At 67.4% G+C, this 21,730-nt stretch carries 24 protein-coding genes; 17 read left to right on the plus strand and 7 right to left on the minus strand.

Features of this window, described 5'->3' with window-relative positions; genetic code table 11:
• Window positions 1-296: 296 nt before the first annotated feature.
• From ACO227_RS10515 to ACO227_RS10525, 3 genes are all read left to right on the plus strand, one after another.
• Window positions 297-1,376, plus strand: coding sequence for a hypothetical protein (locus ACO227_RS10515; protein WP_423601798.1), 1,080 nt, complete (start codon window positions 297-299; stop codon window positions 1,374-1,376).
• A 114-nt stretch (window positions 1,377-1,490) separates the two neighbouring features.
• Window positions 1,491-2,342: a hypothetical protein gene (locus tag ACO227_RS10520; RefSeq protein ID WP_423601799.1), complete on the plus strand. Its 852-nt coding sequence runs from the start codon at window positions 1,491-1,493 to the stop codon at window positions 2,340-2,342.
• 144 nt (window positions 2,343-2,486) lie between these two features.
• Entirely contained in the window at window positions 2,487-4,943 is a 2,457-nt protein-coding gene (locus ACO227_RS10525) for a TonB-dependent receptor plug domain-containing protein (RefSeq protein WP_423601800.1), read from the plus strand.
• An 11-nt stretch (window positions 4,944-4,954) separates the two neighbouring features.
• Here ACO227_RS10525 and ACO227_RS10530 read toward each other — a convergent pair whose 3' ends face one another.
• The gene (locus ACO227_RS10530; protein WP_423601801.1) at window positions 4,955-5,845 is read right to left on the minus strand and encodes a LysR family transcriptional regulator; all 891 of its coding nucleotides are present in this window, start codon (window positions 5,843-5,845) and stop codon (window positions 4,955-4,957) included.
• Between the two features lie 114 nt (window positions 5,846-5,959).
• On the opposite strand from ACO227_RS10530, the gene ACO227_RS10535 reads away from it, so the two are divergent.
• The 3 genes from ACO227_RS10535 to ACO227_RS10545 are packed head-to-tail and all read left to right on the plus strand — an operon-like array spanning window position 5,960 to window position 7,791.
• A complete protein-coding gene (locus ACO227_RS10535) occupies window positions 5,960-6,364 on the plus strand; it encodes a GlcG/HbpS family heme-binding protein (RefSeq protein ID WP_423601802.1) in 405 nt (134 codons plus the stop codon).
• A gap of 54 nt (window positions 6,365-6,418) precedes the next feature.
• Window positions 6,419-7,225, plus strand: coding sequence for an SDR family oxidoreductase (locus ACO227_RS10540; protein WP_423601803.1), 807 nt, complete (start codon window positions 6,419-6,421; stop codon window positions 7,223-7,225).
• 56 nt (window positions 7,226-7,281) lie between these two features.
• On the plus strand, window positions 7,282-7,791 hold the full coding sequence (locus ACO227_RS10545; protein WP_423601804.1) for a nuclear transport factor 2 family protein: 510 nt from the start codon (window positions 7,282-7,284) through the stop codon (window positions 7,789-7,791).
• Window positions 7,792-7,844: 53 nt separating this feature from the next.
• On the opposite strand, the gene ACO227_RS10550 is transcribed toward ACO227_RS10545, so the two are convergent.
• From ACO227_RS10550 to ACO227_RS10565, 4 genes are read right to left on the minus strand one after another with little or no spacing between them, the layout of a single operon-like run.
• A complete protein-coding gene (locus ACO227_RS10550; protein WP_423601805.1) occupies window positions 7,845-8,240 on the minus strand; it encodes a potassium channel family protein in 396 nt (131 codons plus the stop codon).
• A 2-nt stretch (window positions 8,241-8,242) separates the two neighbouring features.
• Window positions 8,243-9,388, minus strand: coding sequence for a glutathionylspermidine synthase family protein (locus ACO227_RS10555; RefSeq protein ID WP_423601806.1), 1,146 nt, complete (start codon window positions 9,386-9,388; stop codon window positions 8,243-8,245).
• Between the two features lie 4 nt (window positions 9,389-9,392).
• The gene (locus tag ACO227_RS10560; protein WP_423601807.1) at window positions 9,393-9,809 is read right to left on the minus strand and encodes a hypothetical protein; all 417 of its coding nucleotides are present in this window, start codon (window positions 9,807-9,809) and stop codon (window positions 9,393-9,395) included.
• A gap of 24 nt (window positions 9,810-9,833) precedes the next feature.
• Window positions 9,834-10,241, minus strand: coding sequence for a DUF350 domain-containing protein (locus ACO227_RS10565; RefSeq protein ID WP_423601808.1), 408 nt, complete (start codon window positions 10,239-10,241; stop codon window positions 9,834-9,836).
• 196 nt (window positions 10,242-10,437) lie between these two features.
• Between ACO227_RS10565 and ACO227_RS10570 the strand changes: the two genes are divergently transcribed.
• On the plus strand, window positions 10,438-13,419 hold the full coding sequence (locus ACO227_RS10570; RefSeq protein ID WP_423601809.1) for a TonB-dependent receptor: 2,982 nt from the start codon (window positions 10,438-10,440) through the stop codon (window positions 13,417-13,419).
• 46 nt (window positions 13,420-13,465) lie between these two features.
• Here the strand turns inward: ACO227_RS10570 and ACO227_RS10575 are convergent, their stop codons facing one another.
• Window positions 13,466-14,452: an alpha/beta fold hydrolase gene (locus tag ACO227_RS10575; protein ID WP_423601810.1), complete on the minus strand. Its 987-nt coding sequence runs from the start codon at window positions 14,450-14,452 to the stop codon at window positions 13,466-13,468.
• A gap of 155 nt (window positions 14,453-14,607) precedes the next feature.
• On the opposite strand from ACO227_RS10575, the gene ACO227_RS10580 reads away from it, so the two are divergent.
• Genes ACO227_RS10580 through purT form a run of 6 tightly spaced genes read left to right on the plus strand, consistent with a single transcriptional unit; the run spans window position 14,608 to window position 17,669 of the window.
• Window positions 14,608-14,931 carry an ArsR/SmtB family transcription factor gene (locus ACO227_RS10580; protein WP_423601811.1) on the plus strand — a complete coding sequence of 108 codons (324 nt, stop codon included), beginning with the start codon at window positions 14,608-14,610 and terminating at the stop codon, window positions 14,929-14,931.
• Window positions 14,928-15,332 carry an SRPBCC family protein gene (locus ACO227_RS10585; RefSeq protein WP_423601812.1) on the plus strand — a complete coding sequence of 135 codons (405 nt, stop codon included), beginning with the start codon at window positions 14,928-14,930 and terminating at the stop codon, window positions 15,330-15,332. The genes ACO227_RS10580 and ACO227_RS10585 overlap by 4 nt, the downstream gene beginning before the upstream one ends.
• Window positions 15,333-15,354: 22 nt before the next feature.
• Window positions 15,355-15,576: a hypothetical protein gene (locus tag ACO227_RS10590; protein WP_423601813.1), complete on the plus strand. Its 222-nt coding sequence runs from the start codon at window positions 15,355-15,357 to the stop codon at window positions 15,574-15,576.
• 5 nt (window positions 15,577-15,581) lie between these two features.
• Window positions 15,582-15,995, plus strand: a complete 414-nt coding sequence (locus tag ACO227_RS10595) for a DUF1801 domain-containing protein (RefSeq protein ID WP_423601814.1) — start codon at window positions 15,582-15,584, stop codon at window positions 15,993-15,995.
• Window positions 15,996-16,052: 57 nt separating this feature from the next.
• The gene (locus tag ACO227_RS10600) at window positions 16,053-16,445 is read left to right on the plus strand and encodes a DUF1801 domain-containing protein (RefSeq protein WP_423601815.1); all 393 of its coding nucleotides are present in this window, start codon (window positions 16,053-16,055) and stop codon (window positions 16,443-16,445) included.
• A 57-nt stretch (window positions 16,446-16,502) separates the two neighbouring features.
• Window positions 16,503-17,669 (plus strand): formate-dependent phosphoribosylglycinamide formyltransferase, encoded by a 1,167-nt coding sequence (gene purT / locus ACO227_RS10605; protein WP_423601816.1) that lies wholly within the window; start codon window positions 16,503-16,505, stop codon window positions 17,667-17,669.
• Here the strand turns inward: purT and ACO227_RS10610 are convergent.
• Window positions 17,666-18,706: a substrate-binding domain-containing protein gene (locus ACO227_RS10610; RefSeq protein ID WP_423601817.1), complete on the minus strand. Its 1,041-nt coding sequence runs from the start codon at window positions 18,704-18,706 to the stop codon at window positions 17,666-17,668. The genes purT and ACO227_RS10610 overlap by 4 nt on opposite strands.
• A 212-nt stretch (window positions 18,707-18,918) precedes the next feature.
• Between ACO227_RS10610 and ACO227_RS10615 the strand changes: the two genes are divergently transcribed.
• The 4 genes from ACO227_RS10615 to ACO227_RS10630 are packed head-to-tail and all read left to right on the plus strand — an operon-like array spanning window position 18,919 to window position 21,729.
• Window positions 18,919-19,215, plus strand: a complete 297-nt coding sequence (locus ACO227_RS10615) for a hypothetical protein (protein ID WP_423601818.1) — start codon at window positions 18,919-18,921, stop codon at window positions 19,213-19,215.
• Window positions 19,212-20,804, plus strand: a complete 1,593-nt coding sequence (locus ACO227_RS10620; RefSeq protein ID WP_423601819.1) for a PepSY-associated TM helix domain-containing protein — start codon at window positions 19,212-19,214, stop codon at window positions 20,802-20,804. Before ACO227_RS10615 ends, ACO227_RS10620 begins: the two co-directional genes overlap by 4 nt.
• The gene (locus ACO227_RS10625; protein ID WP_423601820.1) at window positions 20,801-21,103 is read left to right on the plus strand and encodes a DUF3325 family protein; all 303 of its coding nucleotides are present in this window, start codon (window positions 20,801-20,803) and stop codon (window positions 21,101-21,103) included. The genes ACO227_RS10620 and ACO227_RS10625 overlap by 4 nt, the downstream gene beginning before the upstream one ends.
• Window positions 21,100-21,729 carry a DUF4198 domain-containing protein gene (locus tag ACO227_RS10630; RefSeq protein ID WP_423601821.1) on the plus strand — a complete coding sequence of 210 codons (630 nt, stop codon included), beginning with the start codon at window positions 21,100-21,102 and terminating at the stop codon, window positions 21,727-21,729. The genes ACO227_RS10625 and ACO227_RS10630 overlap by 4 nt, the downstream gene beginning before the upstream one ends.
• Window position 21,730 lies beyond the last annotated feature (1 nt).

A 21,730-nucleotide genomic window follows, 5' to 3' on the forward strand; every position in this document is an offset into this window, starting at 1 on the left:
CAACAGCGCAGCCATCCCAAAGCCGATATCAGCGTTCTCAGTCGTGTGTCGGGGAGACAGGCATAGGAACCATTGATAGAGTAGTTCATAGCCGAAAGCTGCTTCGTGATTTTGCTGGATGTATTTATGGTTTCTTACCCGCCAGCGCTGAGAATAACGGAACCCCCGCAGTGAGAACAAACTCTTGAGTACGGAGCCGGAGAGCGCATCGAAGATCTCGGTGTGTCAGCATCAGACGACAAGAGTACTGAGGCAGTCTGATGGAGAGGCTTTTTTATCGAATCTATTCCGGTGGGATGCGTGCTGCTGAAATTAGAGATAACACTTGGCACATCGAACCAATCTTGGATGAAGGGCACGCGTGTGCGAAGGGGTTTTTCCATACTACTAAGCTAGGTGCCTTCTTTCATCAATACGGTTTCAAGTTCATCGCCTTCAATCGCATTATCTGGTCTCAGGGGAATTTCAACTCAAGTTGGAGGCCACTCATTCCTGGCCAGACAAATCATTTGAGGGGGCCCGCGGACCTTTGGGGTAGTGTGGCGGCTAACCTTTCAGACGTACGAACCGAGCACCTCACGCAGATGGTTCGGCCGACGCAGCAGCAAATCGCTGCCATCCTAGATAACCACACTGAAGCAGAGCGTATCGCTCGCTCCATTAGCCTCAGCCTTCGTAATATAGATATCAGTGTCGAACAAATCACGGAGTTCTACAACGAGCAGCTTGTTAATCACATGTCGTCTGGTCGCCTGTCAGGTGAACGTGTATCTACCAGTTTAGATCAGACTCTTTTCGCATATGTGCATACCTTTTTTATGCACCTGGGGGCTGTGCGGGATTACCTAGCATCGCTTTGTGCGCTCAGGATCGACAAAAACCCACAGAAAGTCGATTCGTTAGCAAGGTTGGTAGACGTTGTCCGATCAGAGCATTTCGAATCGGATGACTTGCTGCGGCTGTTTCACGCGCGAGGCTACTTTCGACAGAAACCATCCAGCTTAGACAAATTTGAAACATCGGGGTGGATAAAAGAGGCCACAGACCTTCGGAACGAGTTTATGCACAAGTGCCCTTACGGCGACCGCTTCGTTGAAGAAATGGGTTTTACTGAAGCCGTTGACCAAGCGGCTGGCGTGTTTCGTTACGTCAGACCGCTTGTGCTCGGGAATACCGAGGACGACGTGCAAAACGTTATCTTGCAACATTATCGAGAGATAACAGGTCTGTGTTACGAGGCCGCCGTCACATCCGGCATGAACTATTCGGTGCTGACCCTCGGCAAAGATGACATTATTTCCATTGGGTTGAACGCGAGCAGTCTGCTCCGCGCAATACCCCTCGATAGTCCGTTCATCGCGGTTCACTCGCCATAGGGCGTCAATCCACAGTCTAACACTCACCATCTTTGTTCCCAAAATGTTCTTTCCTACACGCCACATTCCGTATAACTGGATTCCCCTCGATGCGATTCAGCGGGGCGAGGGGCGATGCGGAAACCTTTTTCACGATGGACGGCGGATACCGAGCGCGCGTTCCTGATGGCGCTGCGGACGACCGGGCAGGCGCGCAAGGCGGCGGGGGCGATCGGGCGGTCGCTGTCCTCGGCCTATAAGCGGCGGCGGCGCGACGGCGCGTTCCGCGCAAGCTGGGACGCGGTGGTGGCCGAGCAGCAGGCGGCGTGGATCGAGGCGCAGGACGCCGCGATCGAGCCGGGCGGGCCGCACGAGCGGTTCGACGGGTGGAGCCGGCTGCGGCGGCGGGCTTTCCTGCGCGCGCTCTCCGAGACGGGGCAGGTCAAGGACGCGTGCGCGCGCGTGGGGATCTCCACCACCTCGGTCGATCGGCTGCGCAAGCGCTCGCCGGGCTTCGCGCGCGACATGGCGGCGGCGCTGGACCGCTCGCTGCCGATGCTCGAGCAGGTCGCGTGGGAGCGCGCGGTCGAGGGCTGGGAAGAGCCGGTGCTGGCGCGCGACGGCACGGTGAGGATGCGCCGGCGCTACTCCGAATCGCTGCTGCGCGAGGCCCATGCGGCGCGGCGCATCGAGCTGGCCGCCGAGGCGAATGCGCGGCCGCGGGGACCGCATTATGCGGCGCCGGAAGAGACCGATGCGCACCTCGCCAAGATACTCGACAGGCTCGCGCAGAAGAGGCGGCGACAGCTGCTGGAGGAGGCCGAGGCATGGGAGCGGATGCAGGCCGGCGCGGGCGGCGACGGCGACGGCTTCGTGCGGCCGAAGGCGGGCGCGGGGCGGAACCGCGCGCCGGCCGGGCCCGATCCGATCCAGACCCTGCGCGGCTTCGACACTCCAGATCCTCCCCCTGGCGAGGAGGATTCCTGATCCCCGCACAGCCTGGGGCGGATCCAGCGCAGTCCGATCCATCCAGCCGCATCTCCCGCGTCCCGGCTTGACGGCGGGGGGCGGCGCATCTAGGCGCATCCCAATATGTAACGATGTAACATATCGTAACCATGAGGGGGAATTGTGCGCCGATCGTCTCGTCCATTGCTCGCCGCCGCGCTGGTCTGCGTGCCGGCATCGCCTGTCCTGGCGCAGGAGGCGCCGCGCGCGGCGGCCGACCGGGCCGAGCCGCCGGGGGGCGACGGGGGCGAGGAGGGCGAGGCGGCGGGCGACGTCGTCGTCACCGGCTCGCTCATCCGGCGGCTGCCGCGCGAATATATCGCGAGCCCCGTCCAGACCTATGGCCTGGAAGATGTCGAGAAGGCGGGGTCGGGGTCGCTGTCGGAATATATGCTGACGATCCCGCAGAACTTCACCGGCGATCTCAGCGACTTCGGAACCTCGGCCTCGAGCATCGGCTCGACCCTGGGCGCGGGGACGACGTTCAACCAATATGACGGGTTCGCCGCCTTCGCGCTGCGCGGCCTCGCCTCCGACGCGACGCTGACGCTGATCAACGGGCGGCGCATGGCGAGCATCGGCATGATCGAGGCGCCGACCGTCTCGGTGATCCCGTCGGCGCTGATCGAGCGGATCGACATCATCGCCGACGGCGCATCGGCGACCTATGGCGCCGACGCGGTCGCCGGCGTGGTCAACATCGTGACGCGCAGGATCACCGACGGCGCGGAGCTCAGGCTGCGCGCCTCGACCGCGACGCAGACCGGTTCGAACAATGTCGAGCTGAGCGGGCTGGCCGGGCACAGCTGGGGCAGCGGCCATGTCTATGGCGCGGCGATGTACCAGCGGCGCTCGGCCTATGTCGAAGACCCGATCCTGGTCTCGGACACGCTGCTGCAGATCACCCAGCTGCCCAACGAGGAGCTGAGCGGGCTCTATGCCGGGGTCGAGCAGGCGTTGGGCGATCTCAGATTCTCGGTCGATGCGTCCCACTTCCACCGCAGGCGCGACGCGAGCATCAACTATATCGGGCATGCCGAGGACAATCGCTTCTACGACAATGAGGCGGCCGGCTATTCGGTCCAGGGCAACGTCCACTGGCAGGCGGGCGAGGCGACCTCGTTCGACCTCGATCTCGACTGGGGCAGCAACCGCACGACCAGCGCGCTGTTCCGGGGCGAGCGGCCCTTCGGGGCGCCGCGCCCGACCTACACGCACCGCAACGAGCTGTTCGCGGTGGAGCTGACCGGGCAGACCGAGCTGGCGAGGCTGCGCGCGGGGCCGATCCTGCTCGCCGGCGGGGCGCAGTACCGGCGCGAGACCTTCCGCACGAGCGCGAGGATCTTCTTCAACCTCGACGGCGGCGAGCGCGAGGTGAAGTCGGTGTTCGGCGAGGTCAACCTGCCGATCGTCGGCGCGGCGATGGGCGTTCCGCTGGTGCGCTCGCTGACGCTCTCGGCCGCGGCGCGCTACGAGGATCTGGGCTTCGACGACGCGCTGGCGCCCAAGGTCGGGGTGCGCTGGCAGCTCGACCGGTCGATCGCGCTGCGCGGGACCTATGCGCGCTCGTTCTTGGTTCCGCGCTTCCGCGACACGATCGGCATCGCCGAGCAGGTGTCGTTCTGGAACTACCCCTATGCCTTTCTCGATCCCGCTGACCAGAACCCGGCGCTTCCCGCCGGGAATGCGCTGGTCATGTTCCGCGCCGGCGCCAACCCCGACCTCAAGACCCAGAATGCCGACACGTTCACGGCCGGCATCGACCTGACGCCGGGGTTCATCCCCAATCTGTCGATCAAGGCGGGCTATTACCGAATCAGGATCACGGGCCGGGTGGTGACGCCCTCGCAGAACGACAGCGTGAGCGTGCCCGACCTGCAGGGCTTCAACACGGCCAATCCGAGCGCGGAGCAGGTCGCGCGCATCGTCAACAACCCGACCACCTTCCGCTGGTTCGTGACCGGCGTGCCGTTCGTCAACGGCGGCGGGACGGTGGTCTACAGCAGCGCGAGCCAGATCCCGGCGGCGCTGCTGTCGCAGGTGCAGCTCGTCGCCGATATCCGCCCGCAGAATTTCGCGGTGGAAGCGACCGACGGCATCGATCTCGACCTTGCCTATCGCACGCGCCTGTTCGGCGGCGACGCGCGCTTCAAGTTGACCGGACAGTATATCCTGGATCTCAGCCTGACCGCGGGCTCGGGCCGCGCCGCCTCGCGCCTCGACGGCTATGCCCAGCCGGCCGACCTGCGGTTCAACGGATCGGTGATCTGGGGCCGCGACGGCTATTCGATCGGATCGGTGGTGAACTATGTCGACGGCTTCACCGACAACCGGCCGGGCCAGCCGCCGCGCAAGGTGAGTTCGTTCACGACCGCGTCGCTGTTCCTCGGCCTCGACCTCGGGCGCCTCGTCGCCGATCCGGGCGCGAAGGACAGCGAGCTGCAGCTGGTCGTGGCGAACGTGTTCAACCAGCGGCCGGACTTCCTTCCGGACGCGGTGCTGGGGTTCGACCCCTACAACAACCCGCCCAATCCGCGGACGATCAGCCTGGTGTTCACCAAACGATTTGGAGGGCGGTAGCGCAAGCCCGGCTATCCCTTGACGCGCAACGCCTCGATCACGGCGCGCAGGCCGGCGGAGAGATATTTGCGCGTGGGATAATAGATGTAGAGCCAGTCCTCGGGCGCGATCCAGTCGGCGAGGCAGGCGACGAGGCGGCCGCTCTCGACATAGGGCCGCGCGCGCGGCTCCCAGACATAGGCGAGCGCGGCCCCGGCCAGTGCCGCCTCGATCATCAGCTCGTGGTCGTGCAGCGCGAGCGGGCCGCCGGGCTCGAACTCGACCTCCGGTCCCTTGCCCGCGAAGGACCACGGATAGGGCACGCCGCTCGCATACATGTTGCGGATGCAGGCATGGCCGGCGAGCTCGGCCGGCGAGCGCGGTGCCGGATGCCGTTCGAAATAGGCCGGCGACCCCACCACGGCGAAGCGCAGGCGCGGCTCGATCCGCACCGCGGTCATGCCGTCGCGCAGGCTTTCGCCGAGGCGGATGCCGGCATCGAACCCCTCCTCGACGATGTCGACCAGCCGGTCCGTGGCGACGATCTCAAGCTGCAGGTTGGGGTTGCGCTCGACCAGCGGGCCGATCACTGGGCCGAGCACGAAGGGCGCGATCGAGTTGGGCGCGTTGATCCGCACCGTGCCGAACGGCGTGTCGCGGAACTGGTTGAGCGCGTCGAGCGCGGCGCCGATCCCGCCGAACGCAGGCGAGAGCTGGGCGAGCAGCATCGCGCCGGCATCGGTGAGCGAGACGCTGCGCGTGGTGCGGTTGAGCAGGCGGATGCCGACCCGCGCCTCGAGATTGCTGACGGCGTGGCTGATCGCCGAGGCGGTGACGCCGCGCTCCTCACTCGCGCGGCGGAAGCTGCGGTGCCGCGCGACCGCGTCGAACGCGGCGAGCTCGGACAGGTCGGTGGTGCGCATTACTGATTCCTGCTCAGCATTGTTGCGAAAACTTATCGGCTAATCGGATTAATCGAAAGGGCGCAAATCACTCCCGTCAGCCGGCGAGCCCGCCGGCCAACAGGGAGAAAGACGATGCAGCTCACCAGCAAGCAGGCCGCCGCGATCCTCGCCGCCGGCGCCGCCCGCGCCGCCGCGATCAGCGTGCCGGTCAACCTCGCGGTGCTCGACGCCGCGGCGCACCTCAAGGCGTTCGAGCGGATGGACGGCGCGGTGCTGGGCAGCATCGACGTGGCGCTGGGCAAGGCGCGCACTTCGGCGCTGTTCCAGCTGAGCAGCGCGGCGGTGTGGGACTATTGCAAGCCCGGCGCACCGGCGCCGAACCTCGAGGCGAGCAATGGCGGGCTGATGCCCTTTCCCGGCGGGCTGCCGCTGGTCGCCGCCGACGGCAGCTTCCTCGGCGCGGTCGGCGTGTCGGGCGGTGCGCCCTCGCAGGATCTCGACATCGCCGAAGCCGCGGTCGCCGCGCTTCACGGCTGAATACCCGCGCGACCACTCGATCCCAAGCAATCAACTCAAGCAAGGAGACGTGACATGACCACCAAGACCATCCTCATCACCGGCGCCGGCTCGGGCTTTGCCGAGGCCGCCGCGATCGGCATGGCGCAGGCCGGCCACAACATCATCGCCACCGCGCAGATCTCGCCCCAGGTGGCGGCGCTGCGCGAGAAGGCGGCGACGCTGGGCCTCGACAATCTGCGCGTCGAGAAGCTCGACCTCACCGACCCCTACGACATGGCGTTCATCGAGAAACTCGACGTCGACGTGCTGTGGAACAATGCCGGCTATGGCGAGAGCGGGCCGGTGAGCGAGATCCCGCTCGACCTCGTCCGCAAGAACTACGAGATCAATGTGTTCAAGCCGCTCGAGTTGACCCAGGCGTTCATCCGCAAGTGGATCGACCAGGGCAGGAAGGGCAAGATCGTGTTCACCTCGTCGATGGGCGGGCTGTTCACTCCGGCCGGCTGGGGCACCTATGTCTCGACCAAGCACGCGCTGGAATCGATCGCCGAGGCGATCGCCCAGGAAGTCGCGCCGTTCGGGATCAAGGTCCAGACGATCAACCCCGGCGCCTATTACACCGGCTTCAACGAGACGATGGCGGACACTGCGTTCCGCTGGCTCGATGCGGACAAGAACTTCACCAAGCCGGCCGAGCTTCGCGCCACCTTCGATGCGCTGCTGGCATCGCCGATGGGCCATATGGACGCGCAGGAGATGATCGACCGCATGATCGCCATCGTTCCAGCCGACGCCGGCAAGTTCCGCAACGTCAGCCCCAAGGCGGTGGAAGACATGCTCAAGGAATCGCAGGCGGCAGCCTGGAACGCCGAGATCTGAACAACCCCGGGGAGCGGCGGCCGGTGCGGTCGCCGCCCCATTTCCGGAGAACGGCCATGACCCGCAATTTCGCCTCCACCTTCGCCCTGCGCGCCGGCCTTGCCTTCGCCATGACCAGCATCGGCATCCTCGCGCTGGCGCCCCATGCCCGGGCGCAGACCTCGACCGAGAACAAGGCGGCCGTGCAGGCCAAGTTCGACGCCTGGGCCGCCGGCACCGGCAGCCCGTTCGACCTGCTCGCCGACGAGGCCAGCTGGACGATCGAGGGCAATTCCGCCGCCTCGCGCCGCTACCCGTCCAAGGAAGCGTTCATGGCGGAGGTGATCCGCCCCTTCAACGCGCGGATGGCGGTCGGCATCAAGCCCGCGGTCCGCAGCATCACCGCCGAGGGCGATCGCGTGGTGATCCTGTTCGACGCGCAGGGCACGGCACGCGACGGCAAGCCCTATGTCAACAGCTATGCCTGGTTCTTCCGCATGAAGGGCGGCCGGGTGGTCGAGGCCAACGCCTTCTACGACGCCATCGCGTTTAACGAGCTGTGGTCGCGCGTCGCCGCGAGCGAGTGACCTAGGCAGTCCAGCGTGGCAGCCATGATCCTGGGGATCGCGGCTGCTCCGCGTCAAGGGGTGCCGGAGGCGGGCGGCGCGGGATCGGCCGCGCGGGCCGCGAGCGCGGCCTCGATCCGCTCGAGCCGCTCGATGATCTGGACCTGCTCCTCGTGGGTGAAGGCGTCGCGATCCGCGTTGATGCGGTCGATCAGGCGCACCACGATCAGCGGCGCGATGCCGAAGATCGAGATGTGCATGACGGCAAGCGCGAGCAGGCGGCCGCCGGTCGTCTTGGGCGAGATGTCGCCATAGCCGGTCGAGGTGGCGGTGGTGCCGGCCCAGTAGAGGCTGTCGAGGAAGGGCAGGCCCTCCAGCCCCATGAACAGGAGCGCGCCGGCGAAGAGGAGCACCGCATAGGCTGCGGCGAGCTCGCGCAGCGTGTCGGTCGCGGCTTGCAGCTTGGTCATGTCTACCCCCTGATGACGTGCGGTACGAAGCGGGCACGGTTGCCGGTGATCAGCCCGTCCTCGCGGATCCCCATGCCCGCCGCGGCGCCGTCGACCACCCAGCAGCCGAGCACGGGATAGCCGGCGCCGAAGTCGCGCATCGGGTAGAGCTCCTGGTACATGGTGAGGCCGTCGCGATACTCGCCCGAGCTGCGCGCGAGGACCTCGCCGTGACGGACGACCTCGATATTGGCGCCCTCGCGCGCGAGGAAGGGCTTGGCGACATAGCTGTCGCCGATGCGGTCGCGCACGACCGAGGCGGCGAGGAGGTTGGGGTGGCCGGGGAACATCGCCCACAGCACCTGGAGGATCGCCTTGTTGCTCCACAGCATCTTCCAGATCGGCTCGATCCAGGCGGTGCTGGGCAGGTGGCGGACGATGTCCGGGCCGTAGCTCTCGCGGACGATCCACTCCCAGGGATAGAGCTTGAAGATCGCGCTGATCAGCTGGTCCTCATGGTCGACGATGCGGCCGGCGGCGTCGAGGCCGATATCGTCGATGACCACGGCATGCGTCTCGAGCCCCGCCTGCGACGCGAGGTCGCGCATATAGGTGGTGGTGATCGTGTCCTCGTGCGCGGCGTCGGCGACATGGGTGAACCAGACCTGCCGGCCGGGAAGGTGCGAGCGGAGCGCGGCCCAGCGGCCGATCAGCTTCTCATGCAGGCTGTTATACTGGTCGAGCTCGGGGAACAGGGCTTCCTTCCAGTCCCACTGGACGACCGCGGCCTCGAGCATCGAGGTGGGGGTGTCGCAGTTGAACTCGAACAGCTTGGGGTCGCCCTCGCCGTTATAGCCGAAGTCGAAGCGGCCATAGTTGAGCGAAGGCGGCTCGTCCTTCCACGCGGCGCGGATCGCCTTGTGGCAGTAATCGGGGATGCCGAACTGCTCGAGCACGTCGTCGTGGCCGACGATCCACTCGCCGGCTTCGAGGAAGAGCTGGTAGACGGCTTCCGAGGCTTCCTCGAACCGCTCGATCTCGGCGAGGGTGAAGGCGTAATAGGCGCTTTCGTCCCAATAGGGACCGTCGGCGTCGCTGTGCCAGATCAGCCCCTGCGCCTCGACCGCCGCCTGCCAGTCGTCGCGCGGCGCGACCGAATGTCGTTCCATCCGCTCAGGACCTGCCGCCGCCGAAGCTCCGTCCGCTCGAGCCGAGGCCGCCGCGCGACACTGCTGCCGAGCGCGTCATGCGGGTATGCGCGGGCGCCGGGGCATAGGTGGCGCCGGGGCGCGGCTGGTAGGAGCCGTGGCCGGCATAGCGCGGGTCGCGGATCGATTCGCCATAATAGGGGATCGCCGAGGAACGGCCGAGATAATACCAGAGGAAGGCGTTGCCGCCGCCGCTATGGCCCGAATAATAGCTGCGCGACTGGCACAGATCGTCGTCGACGCGCTGGCCCTGCTGGTCGACGCACACCGCGGTGTCGCCCGAGGCGTAGACGTCGCCATTCCAGTCGTCGCCCGACGAGCAGCCGGGCAGCGCGGCGAGCGCCGCGGCCATCGCGGTGGTCATGGTGAGTTGCTTCTTCATGTCCTGGTCTCCTCGCTCGCCCGCTCAGGGGACCATGCACGCGGCCTGAAGGATGCCGATGCCGAGGCCCATGCCGCCGACGAACACGCCCGAGGCGACGCAGCGCTCGGTGATGCGGTCGGAGATAGACTTGAAGATCAGCCGGGCGATGACGAAGAACACGACGAGCTGGACCAGCGCGGCGACCGCGCCCCACAGCAGCATGTCGGGGATGCTCACCGAATTGCCGATCACCACCGCGACGGGGATGGCGAAACCGAGAAAGGTGCCGGTGAGCTGCGCCGCGGCGGCGCTGTTGCCCTCGCGGATCAGGGAGAATTCGCGATGCGGCGTGATCATCACGTAGAGCAGCAGGAACCCGACCGCCAACGCCACCGCAGCGGCGAAATAGGCGAGGAAATGCGGCAGCGCTTCGACAAAATAGTGGAACATCGGACCCCCTCCATCACGGCGAACGCCGTTACGGCGGCCGGTGTATCAAGCCGCTTGCGCCAAGGAAAGAGAAGTGCGGCGATGCGGCGTGTTCCATATCGTGGGATAATTCCCCACATTGCCAGAAAGCCATACTAATCATATAATAGCGGCTCGCTAGCCCAAAGGGCGGCCTGAACCGAGAGAGGGAGGATGTATGGCACGCGTACCCAGCCGGCGGTGGTCGGTCGAAACCGTTTCCGCGCTCGCACTGATAGCGCTAACGTGGCCGGCCTTCGCGCAGACTGCCGAGCCGGCGCAGGAGGCGCCCGCGGACGAGGCCGGGCAGGGCGAGGTGGTCGTCACCGGCTTCCGCGCCTCGCTCAGCAGCGCGCTCAACCAGAAGCGCAGCGAGACCGCGGCGATCGACAGCATCCTGGCCGAGGACATCGGCAAGTTCCCCGACTCCAACCTCGCCGAATCGATGCAGCGCATCCCCGGCGTGGCGCTCGCGCGCGGCGACGGCGGCGAGGGGCGCAACATCTCGGTCCGCGGGCTTGGCGCGCAGTTCACCCGCGTGCGCATCAACGGCATGGAAGGCGCGGCACAGACCGGATCGTCGGACATCTATGGCGCCGGCAACAACGGCCGCAGCTTCGACTTCAACGTGTTCCCGACCGAGATCTTCTCGGCGCTGACGGTGCGCAAGACGCCCTCGGCCGACGTCGAGGAAGGCTCGCTCGGCGCGACCGTCGACCTCAATGCACCCAAGCCGTTCGACAGCAGGGAGCCGTTCGTCGTCTCGCTGACGGCGCGCGGCATCTGGAACGAAGTCGCCAAGAAGGTCGATCCGCGTGTCTCGGCGCTGGTCTCCAAGCAGTTCGGCGACAGCGGCTTCGGCGTGCTGGCGTCGGGCGCGTACCAGAAGCGCCAGATCCGCGAGGTCGGCTATTCGGCGGTCGACCTGCTGCCGTCCAACGTCAATGGCGGCTTCTGCTCGCCGATCGGCTACGCCCCGCAGAATCCGGGGAATGACGGGTCGCGCGGGACCGATACGGTGATCCGCGGCGTCACGCCGACGATGTGCAGCACCGGCAATCCGCGCACCGGCAGCGTGGCGGCATATCAGACGATCCAGGACCTGCGCCGCCGCGATGCGCAGGGCAATCTGCTCGGCCCGGGCACCGGCGCCTTCTTCCCGCGCATCCCGCGCTACGTGAATTCCGAGCAGGAGCAGGAGCGCATCGCGGGCACGCTGACCTTCCAGTACAAGCCCGACGACGATACCGACATCTCGCTCGACCTGCTCTATTCGCGCTTCGAGGTGACGCGGCGCGACAATTATATCGCGGGCCTCTCCTTCGCGCGCTCGATCTCGAACAACGGCCAGCCGATGGTGTCGGTGCGCGACGTCGAGTTCGACGAGAACGGGTCGCTGGTCTACGGCCTGTTCGACGGGGTCGACGTCCGTTCCGAAGGGCTGGTCGACAATTTCGTGTCGACCTTCAAGCAGGCCAGCCTCAACTTCCGGCGGCGGCTCAACGACTCGCTCGAGATCAGCGCGGCGGCCGGGCTCAACCAGTCGGTGTGGGACGGCAAGAAGCGCTTGCAGACCTTCATGGACGTGATCGACGCCGACGGCTTCTCGATCGACTTCCGCGACGGCGGCACGGTGCCGAAGATCGGTTTCGGCTTCGACGTCGCCAACCCGGCGGCCTTCACCTATGCCCCCGGCCTCGCGGACGGGACGGTGCTGGGCGGGTTCAGCTTCCAGGGCAAGCCGTCGAAGAACACCACCGACAATTTCAACGCCGAGGTCAACCTCGCCTGGACGCTGAGCGACGCGTTCAAGCTCAAGTTCGGCGGCCAGTATCGCGAGAGCAAGTTCCGCTCGACCTTCCTGCGCCCGTTCAACGCCGACCTGGTGGTCCGGCCGCTGCCTGCGGGCACCAGCCTTGCCGGCATCACGCGGCAGATCAGCGGGCTGGACGAATTGTGGGGCCATGGCGCGCCGGCGAGCTGGGCGGCGATCGATGCGGACAAATGGGCGTCGACCTTCGGCTTCGACGCGGTACGCTATTGCGGGATCGAGTGCGGCGGCGGCGACACGCGCGTCAACGAGTCGGTCAAGAGCCTCTATGCGATGGCGACGTTCGACCTGGGCGAGCGGACGGGCTTCGGCCTGCGCGGCGACATCGGCGTGCGCTACGTGCGGACCGACATGCGCTCGTCGGGCTATATCACCGTGCCGCCGCCGGCCGGCACGACGTCACCGACCGGGCTGGTCGGGCAGTACGCCACCGCGTTCAACGGCTATGAGGACTGGCTGCCCTCGGCCAATCTGGTGATCGAGCCGATCGAGAATGTCGTGCTGCGCCTGTCGGCGGCGAAGGTGATGGCGCGGCCCGAGCTGGGGGTGCTCGCGCCGACCAGCGGGGTCAACGCGATCACGCGCGTCGGCAACGTCAACAACCCGTTCCTCGACCCGATCCGGGCCAACACCTTCGACGTCGCGCTGGAATGGTATTTCCGGCCGGGGTCGCTGCTCTCGGCGGCGTTCTTCTACAAGGACATCAAGAGCTTCATCCAGAACATCACCAGCCAGCAGCCGTTCAACGAGCTGGGCCTGCCCGACGCGCTGCTGTTCGGGTCGAACACCGCGCCGACCGAGCTGTTCAACGTCACGCGGCCGTTCAACACGCCGGGCGGCCCGCTCAAGGGCGTCGAGGTCAATTTGCAGCTGCCCTTCACCTTCCTCGACGGGTTCCTCGGCAATTTCGGGTTGCTGGCGAACTATACCCATGTCGAATCGACGATCGACTATTGCCTGGCGAGCACCGGCGGCAACTGCACCGCGAGCACGACCGACGACCTGGTCGGGCTGTCGCCCAACACCGCGTCGGGCACGCTCTATTACGAGGACGACGAGTTCAGCATCCGCAGCACGGTGAACTGGCGCGACCGCTTCATTCGCGGCATCCCGGCGTCGCAGGGCAGCGACATCCAGGGCAACGCGCCGACGCTCTATGTCGACGCCTCGGCCTCGTACAACGTCACCGAGCGCCTCAAGCTGATCGTCGAAGCGCAGAACCTGACCGACGAACGGAATCAACTCTATATCGACAGCACGCGCGAGGACACGCTGTTCGAGACGCGGATCGGGCGCACGATCAGCGTCGGCGTCAACTACCGCTTCTGAGCTCTCCCCACTGCGAGGCTGCCGCTTGCCCGGCGGCCTCGCTTTTCTATCTGGCGAATTCCGAGATCCGGGCGCGGACGCCGGCGGGCGCCGCGGTCACGACGCAGGCATCGCGGATGAAGGCCACGACTCGATCGGGCTGAGTCACCGGGAGCATGTGGCCCGCGTTGCGGACGATCGTGCAGCGCGCGCCGGCGATGGCGGCGGCGGTGCGCGTGCCGTGCACGGGGGCGGCGAGCACCTGGTCCTCGGCGCCGAACAGGATGCGGACGGGCACGCCGATCTCGCCATAGCGCACGACGAGCGGGGCGAGCGCGTCGTTGACCGCGGTCATCTCCGACGAGGCGGCGTAGAAGGCGCGCGGGCGGGCAAGCATCGCCCCGCCGAACGCGATCTCGAACGCCGGATGCACGAGCTCGGGCGCGAACAGCACGTCGCGCGACTGCGCCGAACGCAGCCGGATCATCGGGATGGCGAGCGTATGGGCGAGCGCGGCGCGTACCCAGGGCGAGGCGATCATCAGTCCGCGGAACGCCCCCGGCACCTCCGGCTGTACCTGGGTCAACGGCGCGACCAGCGCGAGCCCGCCGATGCGGTCGGCGTGGTTCAGCGCCAGCGCCATGGCGACCGCGCCGCCAAGCGAGTGGCCGACGATCAGCGGGCGGTCGAGCCCGAGCTCCGCGATCAGCGCGGCGATGAGCGCGGCCTGGTCGGAGAGGCTGTCGCTACCTCGACCCGGGCTGTGGCCGCAGCCGGGACGGTCGATCAGGATGATGCGATGCTGCGCCTGCAGCTGCGCGGCGACCGCGGCGAAATTGCGCATCTGCCCGGCGAGGCCGTGGATCATCACGATCGGGGGCCCCTGGCCGATGTCGCGGACATGGAGACGCCGTCCGGCGACCTCGCGAATCTCCCCGTCGGGTGGGACCATGCGATCGACGCGGCGGGCGACCTGCGCCGACCAGGCGACGAGCGCGGCGACGATGCCGGCGATTCCCGCGCCGCCGGCGATCAGGGGCAGAAGGCTGCTCATGACTTTATGCCTCCGACAATGCGGCCAACGCGTCAATCATAATAATGAACATCAATGTTCATATAGGTAGTTATACGAGGCACGGGCGGTGGCTTGACTCATATATAGCCGGCTGGTTATCGGATCGATCGATAGCCAGTGAGTTATGTATCTTGATGTCCGCCGCACCCGATCTGCTGTTCCGCACGCTCGCCGATCCGACGCGGCGCGCGCTGTTCGAGCGGCTGTGCCGCGAGGGCGAGCAGACCGTGGGCGTGCTGACCGCGGGCGCGGGGGTGTCGCAGCCGGCGGTGTCGAAGCATCTCGGCGTGCTCAAGCGCGCGGGCCTGGTGCGCGACCGCCAGGCGGGGCGGCGGACGCATTACCGCGCCGAGCTGCGCGCGCTCGACCCGCTCGACGCCTGGTCGCGCGAGATGAAGGGATTCTGGGAGGCGCGGATCGACGGGCTGGAGGATCTGCTGAACAGGATGGACCAATGAGCGAGGCCGAGACGCGGACGGTGACGGTCGAGCGCGAGATCGCGCATCCGGCCGAGCGGATCTGGCGCGCGCTGACGCAGCCGCAGCTGATCGCCGAATGGCTGATGGCGAACGACTTCGCGCCGGTGGTCGGGCACCGCTTCGGGCTCAACGCCGAGTGGGGCGATCTCGCCTGCGAGGTGCTCGAGGTCGAGCCGGGGCGGACCTTGGCCTATACATGGACCGGGCTGGGGCTCGACAGCGTGGTCACCTGGACGCTGACGCCGGTCGCGGGCGGGACGCACCTCAGGATGGTGCAGACCGGGTTCCTGCCCGAGCAAAAGCTGGCCTATCATGGCGCGCGCGCCGGGTGGCCGCGCTACCTCGACAGGCTCGAGGCGGTGCTGGCGGCGCTGGACTGAGATCATGGCAAAGGAGGGTGCAATGGGCGTGAACAGGGCGATCCGGCAGGTGCATCGCTGGACCTCGATCATCTTCGCGGCAATCGTGGTCGCGATCTTCGCGATGCTCGGCATGGGGCAGCAGCCGGTCGAGTGGGTCTATTACCTGCCGCTGCCGCCGCTCGCGGTGCTGCTGCTGACGGGCCTGTACATGTTCGCGCTGCCCTATCTCGGCAAGCGGCGGAGCGCGGTCGCGGCGGAGTGAGCGCGATGGCCGCGAAGGAACCCCGGCTGCTCTCGGGCGGCAACCCGCAGATCCCCAAGGGCGACGGCGACGCGCCGGTGCAGGCCTATATCACGGCGATGCCCGGGTGGAAGTCTAGGGCGGGCAAGCGGCTCGACAAGCTGATCGAGACGGCGGTGCCGGGGGTGCGCAAGGCGGTGAAGTGGAACTCGCCGCTCTACGGGGCCGACGGCACGACCTTCTTCCTCGGGCTGCATTGCTTCGACAAGTACATCAAGGTCGCGTTCTTCAACGGCGGGTCGATCCAGCCCAGGCCGCCAGTGGAATCGAAGGACCCGGACACGCGCTACTTCCATGTCCATGAGGATGACGAATGGGACGAGGCGCAGCTGAGCGACTGGATCAAGCAGGCGGCGGCGCTGCCGGGGTGGAAACCTTAGGCATCGGAGAATTGAGTACTCCTCCCCTCCGGGGGGAGGAATAAGGAGGAGAATAAAATGGCTGGAGAACCCACGGCCTCGGAAGAGATCGACGCCAAGATCGAGGCGCTGGGCGGGTGGCGCGGGCCGATGCTCGGCAAGTTGCGCGCGTTGGTGCTCGCGGCCGATCCGGAGATCGCCGAGGACGTGAAGTGGCGCAAGCCCTCCAATCCCTCGGGCGTACCGACCTGGTCGAAGGGCGGCATCTTGATCACCGGCGAGACCTACAAGGACAAGGTCAAGCTGACCTTCGCCAAGGGTGCGCAGCTCGACGATCCCAAGGGACTGTTCAACGCCAGCCTCGACGGCGGCAAGCGGCGGGCGATCGATTTCCACGAGGATGCGGCGGTCGATGCCGAGGGGCTGAAGGCGCTGGTGCGCGCCGCGGTGAAGGCCAACGCCAAGGGGTGACAAACGCCGCCGCCGCGGCCACGGATGGCGCCGATGGTTGCGACGGAGACGAGGCGAATGACGTTCACCGCGAAGATCCTGCTGCTCGGTTCGGGCGAGCTGGGGCGCGAGTTCACGATCTCGGCGAAGCGGCTGGGCGCGCAGGTGGTCGCGTGCGATTCCTATGCCGGCGCGCCGGCGATGCAGGTCGCCGACGAGTGCGAGATATTCTCGATGCTCGACGGCGACGCGCTGCGCGCGGCGATCGCCAAGCACGAACCCGACTATGTCGTGCCCGAGATCGAGGCGATCCGCACCGAGGTGCTGGCACAGGTCGAGGCCGAAGGGATGACGGTGGTGCCCTCCGCGCGCGCGGCGCAGATGACGATGAACCGCGACGGCATCCGCGAGGTCGCGGCGGTCGAGCTGGGGCTGCGCACCTCGCGTTACCGCTATGCCGAGAGCCTGGAGGAGGTGCTGGCGGGGGCCGAGCACACCGGGCTGCCGTGCGTGATCAAGCCGGTGATGTCCTCCTCGGGCAAGGGGCAGAGCATCGTGCGCGAGGCGGGCGTGCTGGAGGCGGCGTGGGATTATGCCGTGGCCAACATGCGCGGCGACCGGCGGCGGGTGATCGTCGAGGAGTTCGTCGACTTCGATTACGAGATCACCTTGCTGACGGTGCGCTCGCGCGAGGGGGTGAGCTTCTGCCCGCCGATCGGGCACCGGCAGGAACGCGGCGACTATCAGGAGAGCTGGCAGCCGGCGGGGATGTCGGCGCGGGCGATCGCCGACGCGCAGGACATGGCGCGCAAGGTGGTGGACGACCTCGGCGGGTACGGGATCTTCGGGGTCGAATTCTTCGTCAAGGGCGAGGAAGTGATCTTCTCCGAGCTGTCGCCGCGGCCGCACGATACCGGGATGGTGACGCTGATCTCGCAGAACCTCAGCGAGTTCGACCTGCATGCGCGGGCGGTGCTGGGGCTGCCGGTGCCGGAGGTGAAGCTGTATGGGCCGTCGGCCTCGGCGGTGATCCTCGCCGACCGCGGCGGCGACGCGCCGGGCTATGACGGGCTCGCCGAGGCGCTGGCGGTGCCGGGTGGCGAGGTCGACCTGCGCATCTTCGGCAAGCCGACCACGCGGCCCTATCGCCGGATGGGCGTCGCGCTGGCGCTGGCCGGGGACACCGACGCGGCACGCAGGATCGCGGCCGAGGCTGCGGGTAGGGTGCGGATTACCTACTCCTAGGGCAGCGCGGTGGTGTCGAGGGGGAGGGCGAGCTGGATCGCCTCGGCGGAACGGTCGCGGACCTTTTGCGGCGCGGCGATCAGGCCGTGCTTGGTCAGCTCGCCGCCCGGCGCCCACATCCTGGTGTAGAGCGCGAGGAACTCCTTGAGCTCGGGCATCGCCTTGAGATGCTTGGCCTTGACGTAGAGATAGAGGCTGCGCACGCCCGGGTACTTGCCGCTGGCGATGTCGTCATAGGTCGGCGTCACCCCGTCGAGCGGGACGCCGTGCAGGCGCGAGCGGTTGGCGTCGAGATAGGAATAGCCGATCAGCCCGATCGCGTTGGGATTCTCCGACAGCCCATGGACGATCAGCGTGTCGTCCTCGCCCTTTTCGGCATAGGCGCCGTCGGTGCGGATGCGGCGGCAGGCATTCTCGAACGGCGCGGGATCGCCCGCGGTCTTGAGGTCCTTGGCCGCCGGCATCGCCTCGAGGCAGCCGGGTTCGAGGACCAGCTCGACGAACGCGTCGCGCGTGCCGCTGGTCGAGGGCGGCCCCATCACCAGGATTGGGATCGCGGGCAGCGCCGGATTGACGTCCTTCCACAGCTTGGCCGTGTTGGGCTTGCCCATCGGATTGGCGGCGAGCGCGAGATAGAGGTCCCTGCGCGTCAGCTTGAGCTTGGGCCCGGCGTTGGATTCGGCGAGCGCGATGCCGTCGAGACCGATCGGCACCTCGATGATGTCGCCCACGCCGTTCGCCTTGCACTTGTCGAACTCGGTGCGGCGCATGCGGCGCGAGGCGTTGGCGATGTCGGCAAAGGCGGGGCCGGCGCCCTCGCAGAAGCGGGTGATGCCGGCGCCGGTGCCGGTCGATTCGATCACCGGGGTGCGACGGCCCTTCTTCGCCTCGACAAACGCCGCGGCCACTTCCTTGGTGAACGGGTAGACGGTCGAGGAGCCGACCACGCGCACCTCGCGCGGGGAAATGGCGGAAATCGCATCGCACGAGGCGAGCGTGAACGTCGCAAGCGCCAACAGGCCGAACCGGGCCAGCATCCCATTTCTCCCCATCCGTTACGCGTCAGGGGGCGCAGAACATATGCGTCCGCCGAGTCGCTTTTCCGCCTCCAGGGTTACCGCTGCGTGACAAATAGGTGACAGGCCGGCGCGTCCGGACGACGGCGGCGATGATGCAAAGCATGCTATTGCTAGTGACTCGCAACAATGGAGCGGCTATCGCGTCCCCCGAATCGACGAGGCCAGACGACATGCACAGGTTCGAAGCGCTCCGGCGGCGGGGCGATCTCGCGCTCCGGATCCTCGCCGCGTTGCCGCTCGGCTATGCGGTCGCGACACTGTGGGCGATGGCGCTGTCGCGCATCCTGCCGATGGACCGGCCCGAGGCGGTGACGACCGGGATGCTCACGGCCTTCGCGATCTGCGCGGTGGCGGCGATGTGGGCATTCGCGGCGAAGAGCGGGTGGCGCGCCGTCTGGGTGCTGGCGGTGGCGGGCGGCGTCGCCGCGGCGATCACCTGGCTGTCGATGGCGGGGCACGCCGCATGAACGAGCCGGGCACCAAGGGCTTCCGCCAGTCGCAGGCGTTCCTCCACACCTGGTCGGGACTGGTGCTCGGCTGGCTGTTGTTCGCGATGTTCACGGCGGGCACGATCGCCTTCTATCGCGAGGGGATGAACCGCTGGATGCGGCCCGAGCTGGGCCGGGTCGAGCAGCCCGAGAAGGTACTGGCCGGGGCACAGCGCTTCCTGTCCGAGACGGCACCCGACGCGCAGAGCTGGTTCATCACGCTGCCCGGCGGGACCAGCCATGGCGCGGTGGCCTCGTGGGTGCCCCGGCCCGTGGAAGGCGAGCCGCCCGCCAGCCGCCGCGACAACCAGGTGACGATCGGCGCCGACGGCCGGCCTGCGCAGGTGCGCGACACGCGCGGCGGCGAGTTCTTCTACCGCTTCCATTTCGACCTCTATTACGTGCCCTGGTATGTGGCGCGCTGGATGACCGGCATCGCCGCGATGTTCATGCTGGTCGCGATCCTGTCGGGCATCGTCACCCACAAGAAGATCTTCCGCGACTTCTTCACGCTGCGCCGGGGCAAGGGGCAGCGCTCATGGCTCGACGGGCACAATGCGACCGCGGTGCTCGCGCTGCCGTTCCATTTGATGATCACCTATACCGGCCTCGTCACGCTGATGGTGACGCTGCTGCCTTGGGCGACGGTCGCCGCCTATTCGAACGACGCCGACTATTTCGAGAGCATCTATCCGGGCGGCGTGCAGGCAGAGCGGGCCGGGCGGCCAGCGCCTTTGGTCGATCTGGGCGCGCTGCTGCGCGACGCCGAGCGGCGGCTGGGCGGCAAGGCGGCCTATCTCGAGGTCAGCGAGCCGGGCGATGCCGGGGCCAAGGTGCGCGTGCTGCGCTCGGGCGCAACGATGCTGTCCGCCTATACCTCGCGCATCACCTATGACGGCGTCACCGGCAAGCCGGTATGGACGGCGCCGCCGCATGGCGCGGCGGTGACCACGGCGGGCGCGATGATCGGGGTGCATGCCGGGCGCTATGCCTCGCCCTGGCTGCGCTTCCTCTATTTCCTGTGCGGGGTCGCGGGCGCGGTGATGGTGGCGAGCGGACTCGTCATGTGGACGGTCAAGCGGCTCGAGAAGCTGCCCGATCCGGCGCGGCCGCATTTCGGCTTCCGGCTGGTCGAGCGGCTCAACGTCGCGGCGATCGGCGGCTTCCCGCTGGGGATCGCGGTGCTGCTGTGGGCGAACCGGCTGCTGCCGGTCGGCATGGCCGACCGCGCGGCGTGGGAGATCCATTGCCTGTTCATGGCCTGGGGCGCGGCGCTGGTGCTGGCGGTGGTGCGGCGGCCGCAGCCCAATTGGGTGGCGCTGCTCGGGCTGACCGGGGCGCTGCTGGCGCTGCTGCCGGTGTATAATCTGTTCGGGACCGAGCGCGGGCTGATCGCGTCGCTGGCGGGCGGGGACGGGATGCTGGCGGGGATCGACGCCACGCTGCTGGTGTTCGGCATCGCCTTCCTCGCGATCGCGCGGCGGGTGGCGCGGCACAAGCCGGCCGAGCGGCGGGCACGCCGACGCGCGGCGGCGATGCCGGCGGCGGCGATGGAGCCGGCCGAATGACCGCGCTGGCGCTGATCCTGACCACGCTGGCGTTCGCATTGTTGGGGCTCGCGACCGACGCGCATCACCACAAGCGGCTGGGCAAGCGCCCCGATGCGGTGACTTCGCTGACGATGCGCGGCGCGGCCTGGGCGGCGCTGGCGGCGGCGTTTCCGTTCGCGATCGCCGCACAGGGATGGGTATTCGGGCCGATTCTTTGGGTAGCCCTATTGATGCTGGGGGCGGGACTGGTGTTCCTTGCGCTCAACCTGATCCCCGCCTCGGTGGGCCGCAAGCAGATCCGGGAGGAACGACGATGAAGAAGCTGCTGATCGCCGCGCTGGCGCTTGGGAGCGCGGGCATCGCGCAGGCGCATGAAGTGTGGATCGAGCGCGGCGCGAACGGCACGGCGCAGATCTGGCTGGGCGAGCCCGAGCGGCCGATCCCGGCGGGCGGCGATCCGGCCTTTCCGTCGCTCAAGGCGCCCAAGCTGGTGCCGGCCTCGACCGCGGCGCAGACGCGCGGGCCGGGCTATATCGAGGTGGCGGTGCCGGCGGGCGACGTGCGCGCGTGGGACGATGACGTGTTCAAGCCGTGGGACGAGGACGGCAAGAAGGCGGGCGTAATCTACTACGCGCGTTCGGGGCGCGCCGAAGCCAAGGCGGTGATGCCGCTCGAACTGGCGCCGGTCGCGGTCAATGGCGACCGCTTCGTGCTGACGCGCGACGGCAAGCCGGTGGGCAAGACCGAGGTGACCCTGGTGTCGCCGAGCCGCTGGATGCTGATGCTCGAGACCGACGACAAGGGCGAGGTGGCGCTGCCGGCGCTGGCCGAGAAAGGGCGTTACATCCTCAAGGCGTCGGTCAAGGAAGAGGGCGACTTCACGCTCCCCGCGGGCAAGGTGGCGATCCTGCACCGGACCGCGACGACGAGCTTCGTGAATTGAG

Origin of the sequence: Sphingomonas sp. MS122, assembly GCF_049532975.1 — a bacterium.
Taxonomy (GTDB): domain Bacteria; phylum Pseudomonadota; class Alphaproteobacteria; order Sphingomonadales; family Sphingomonadaceae; genus Sphingomonas.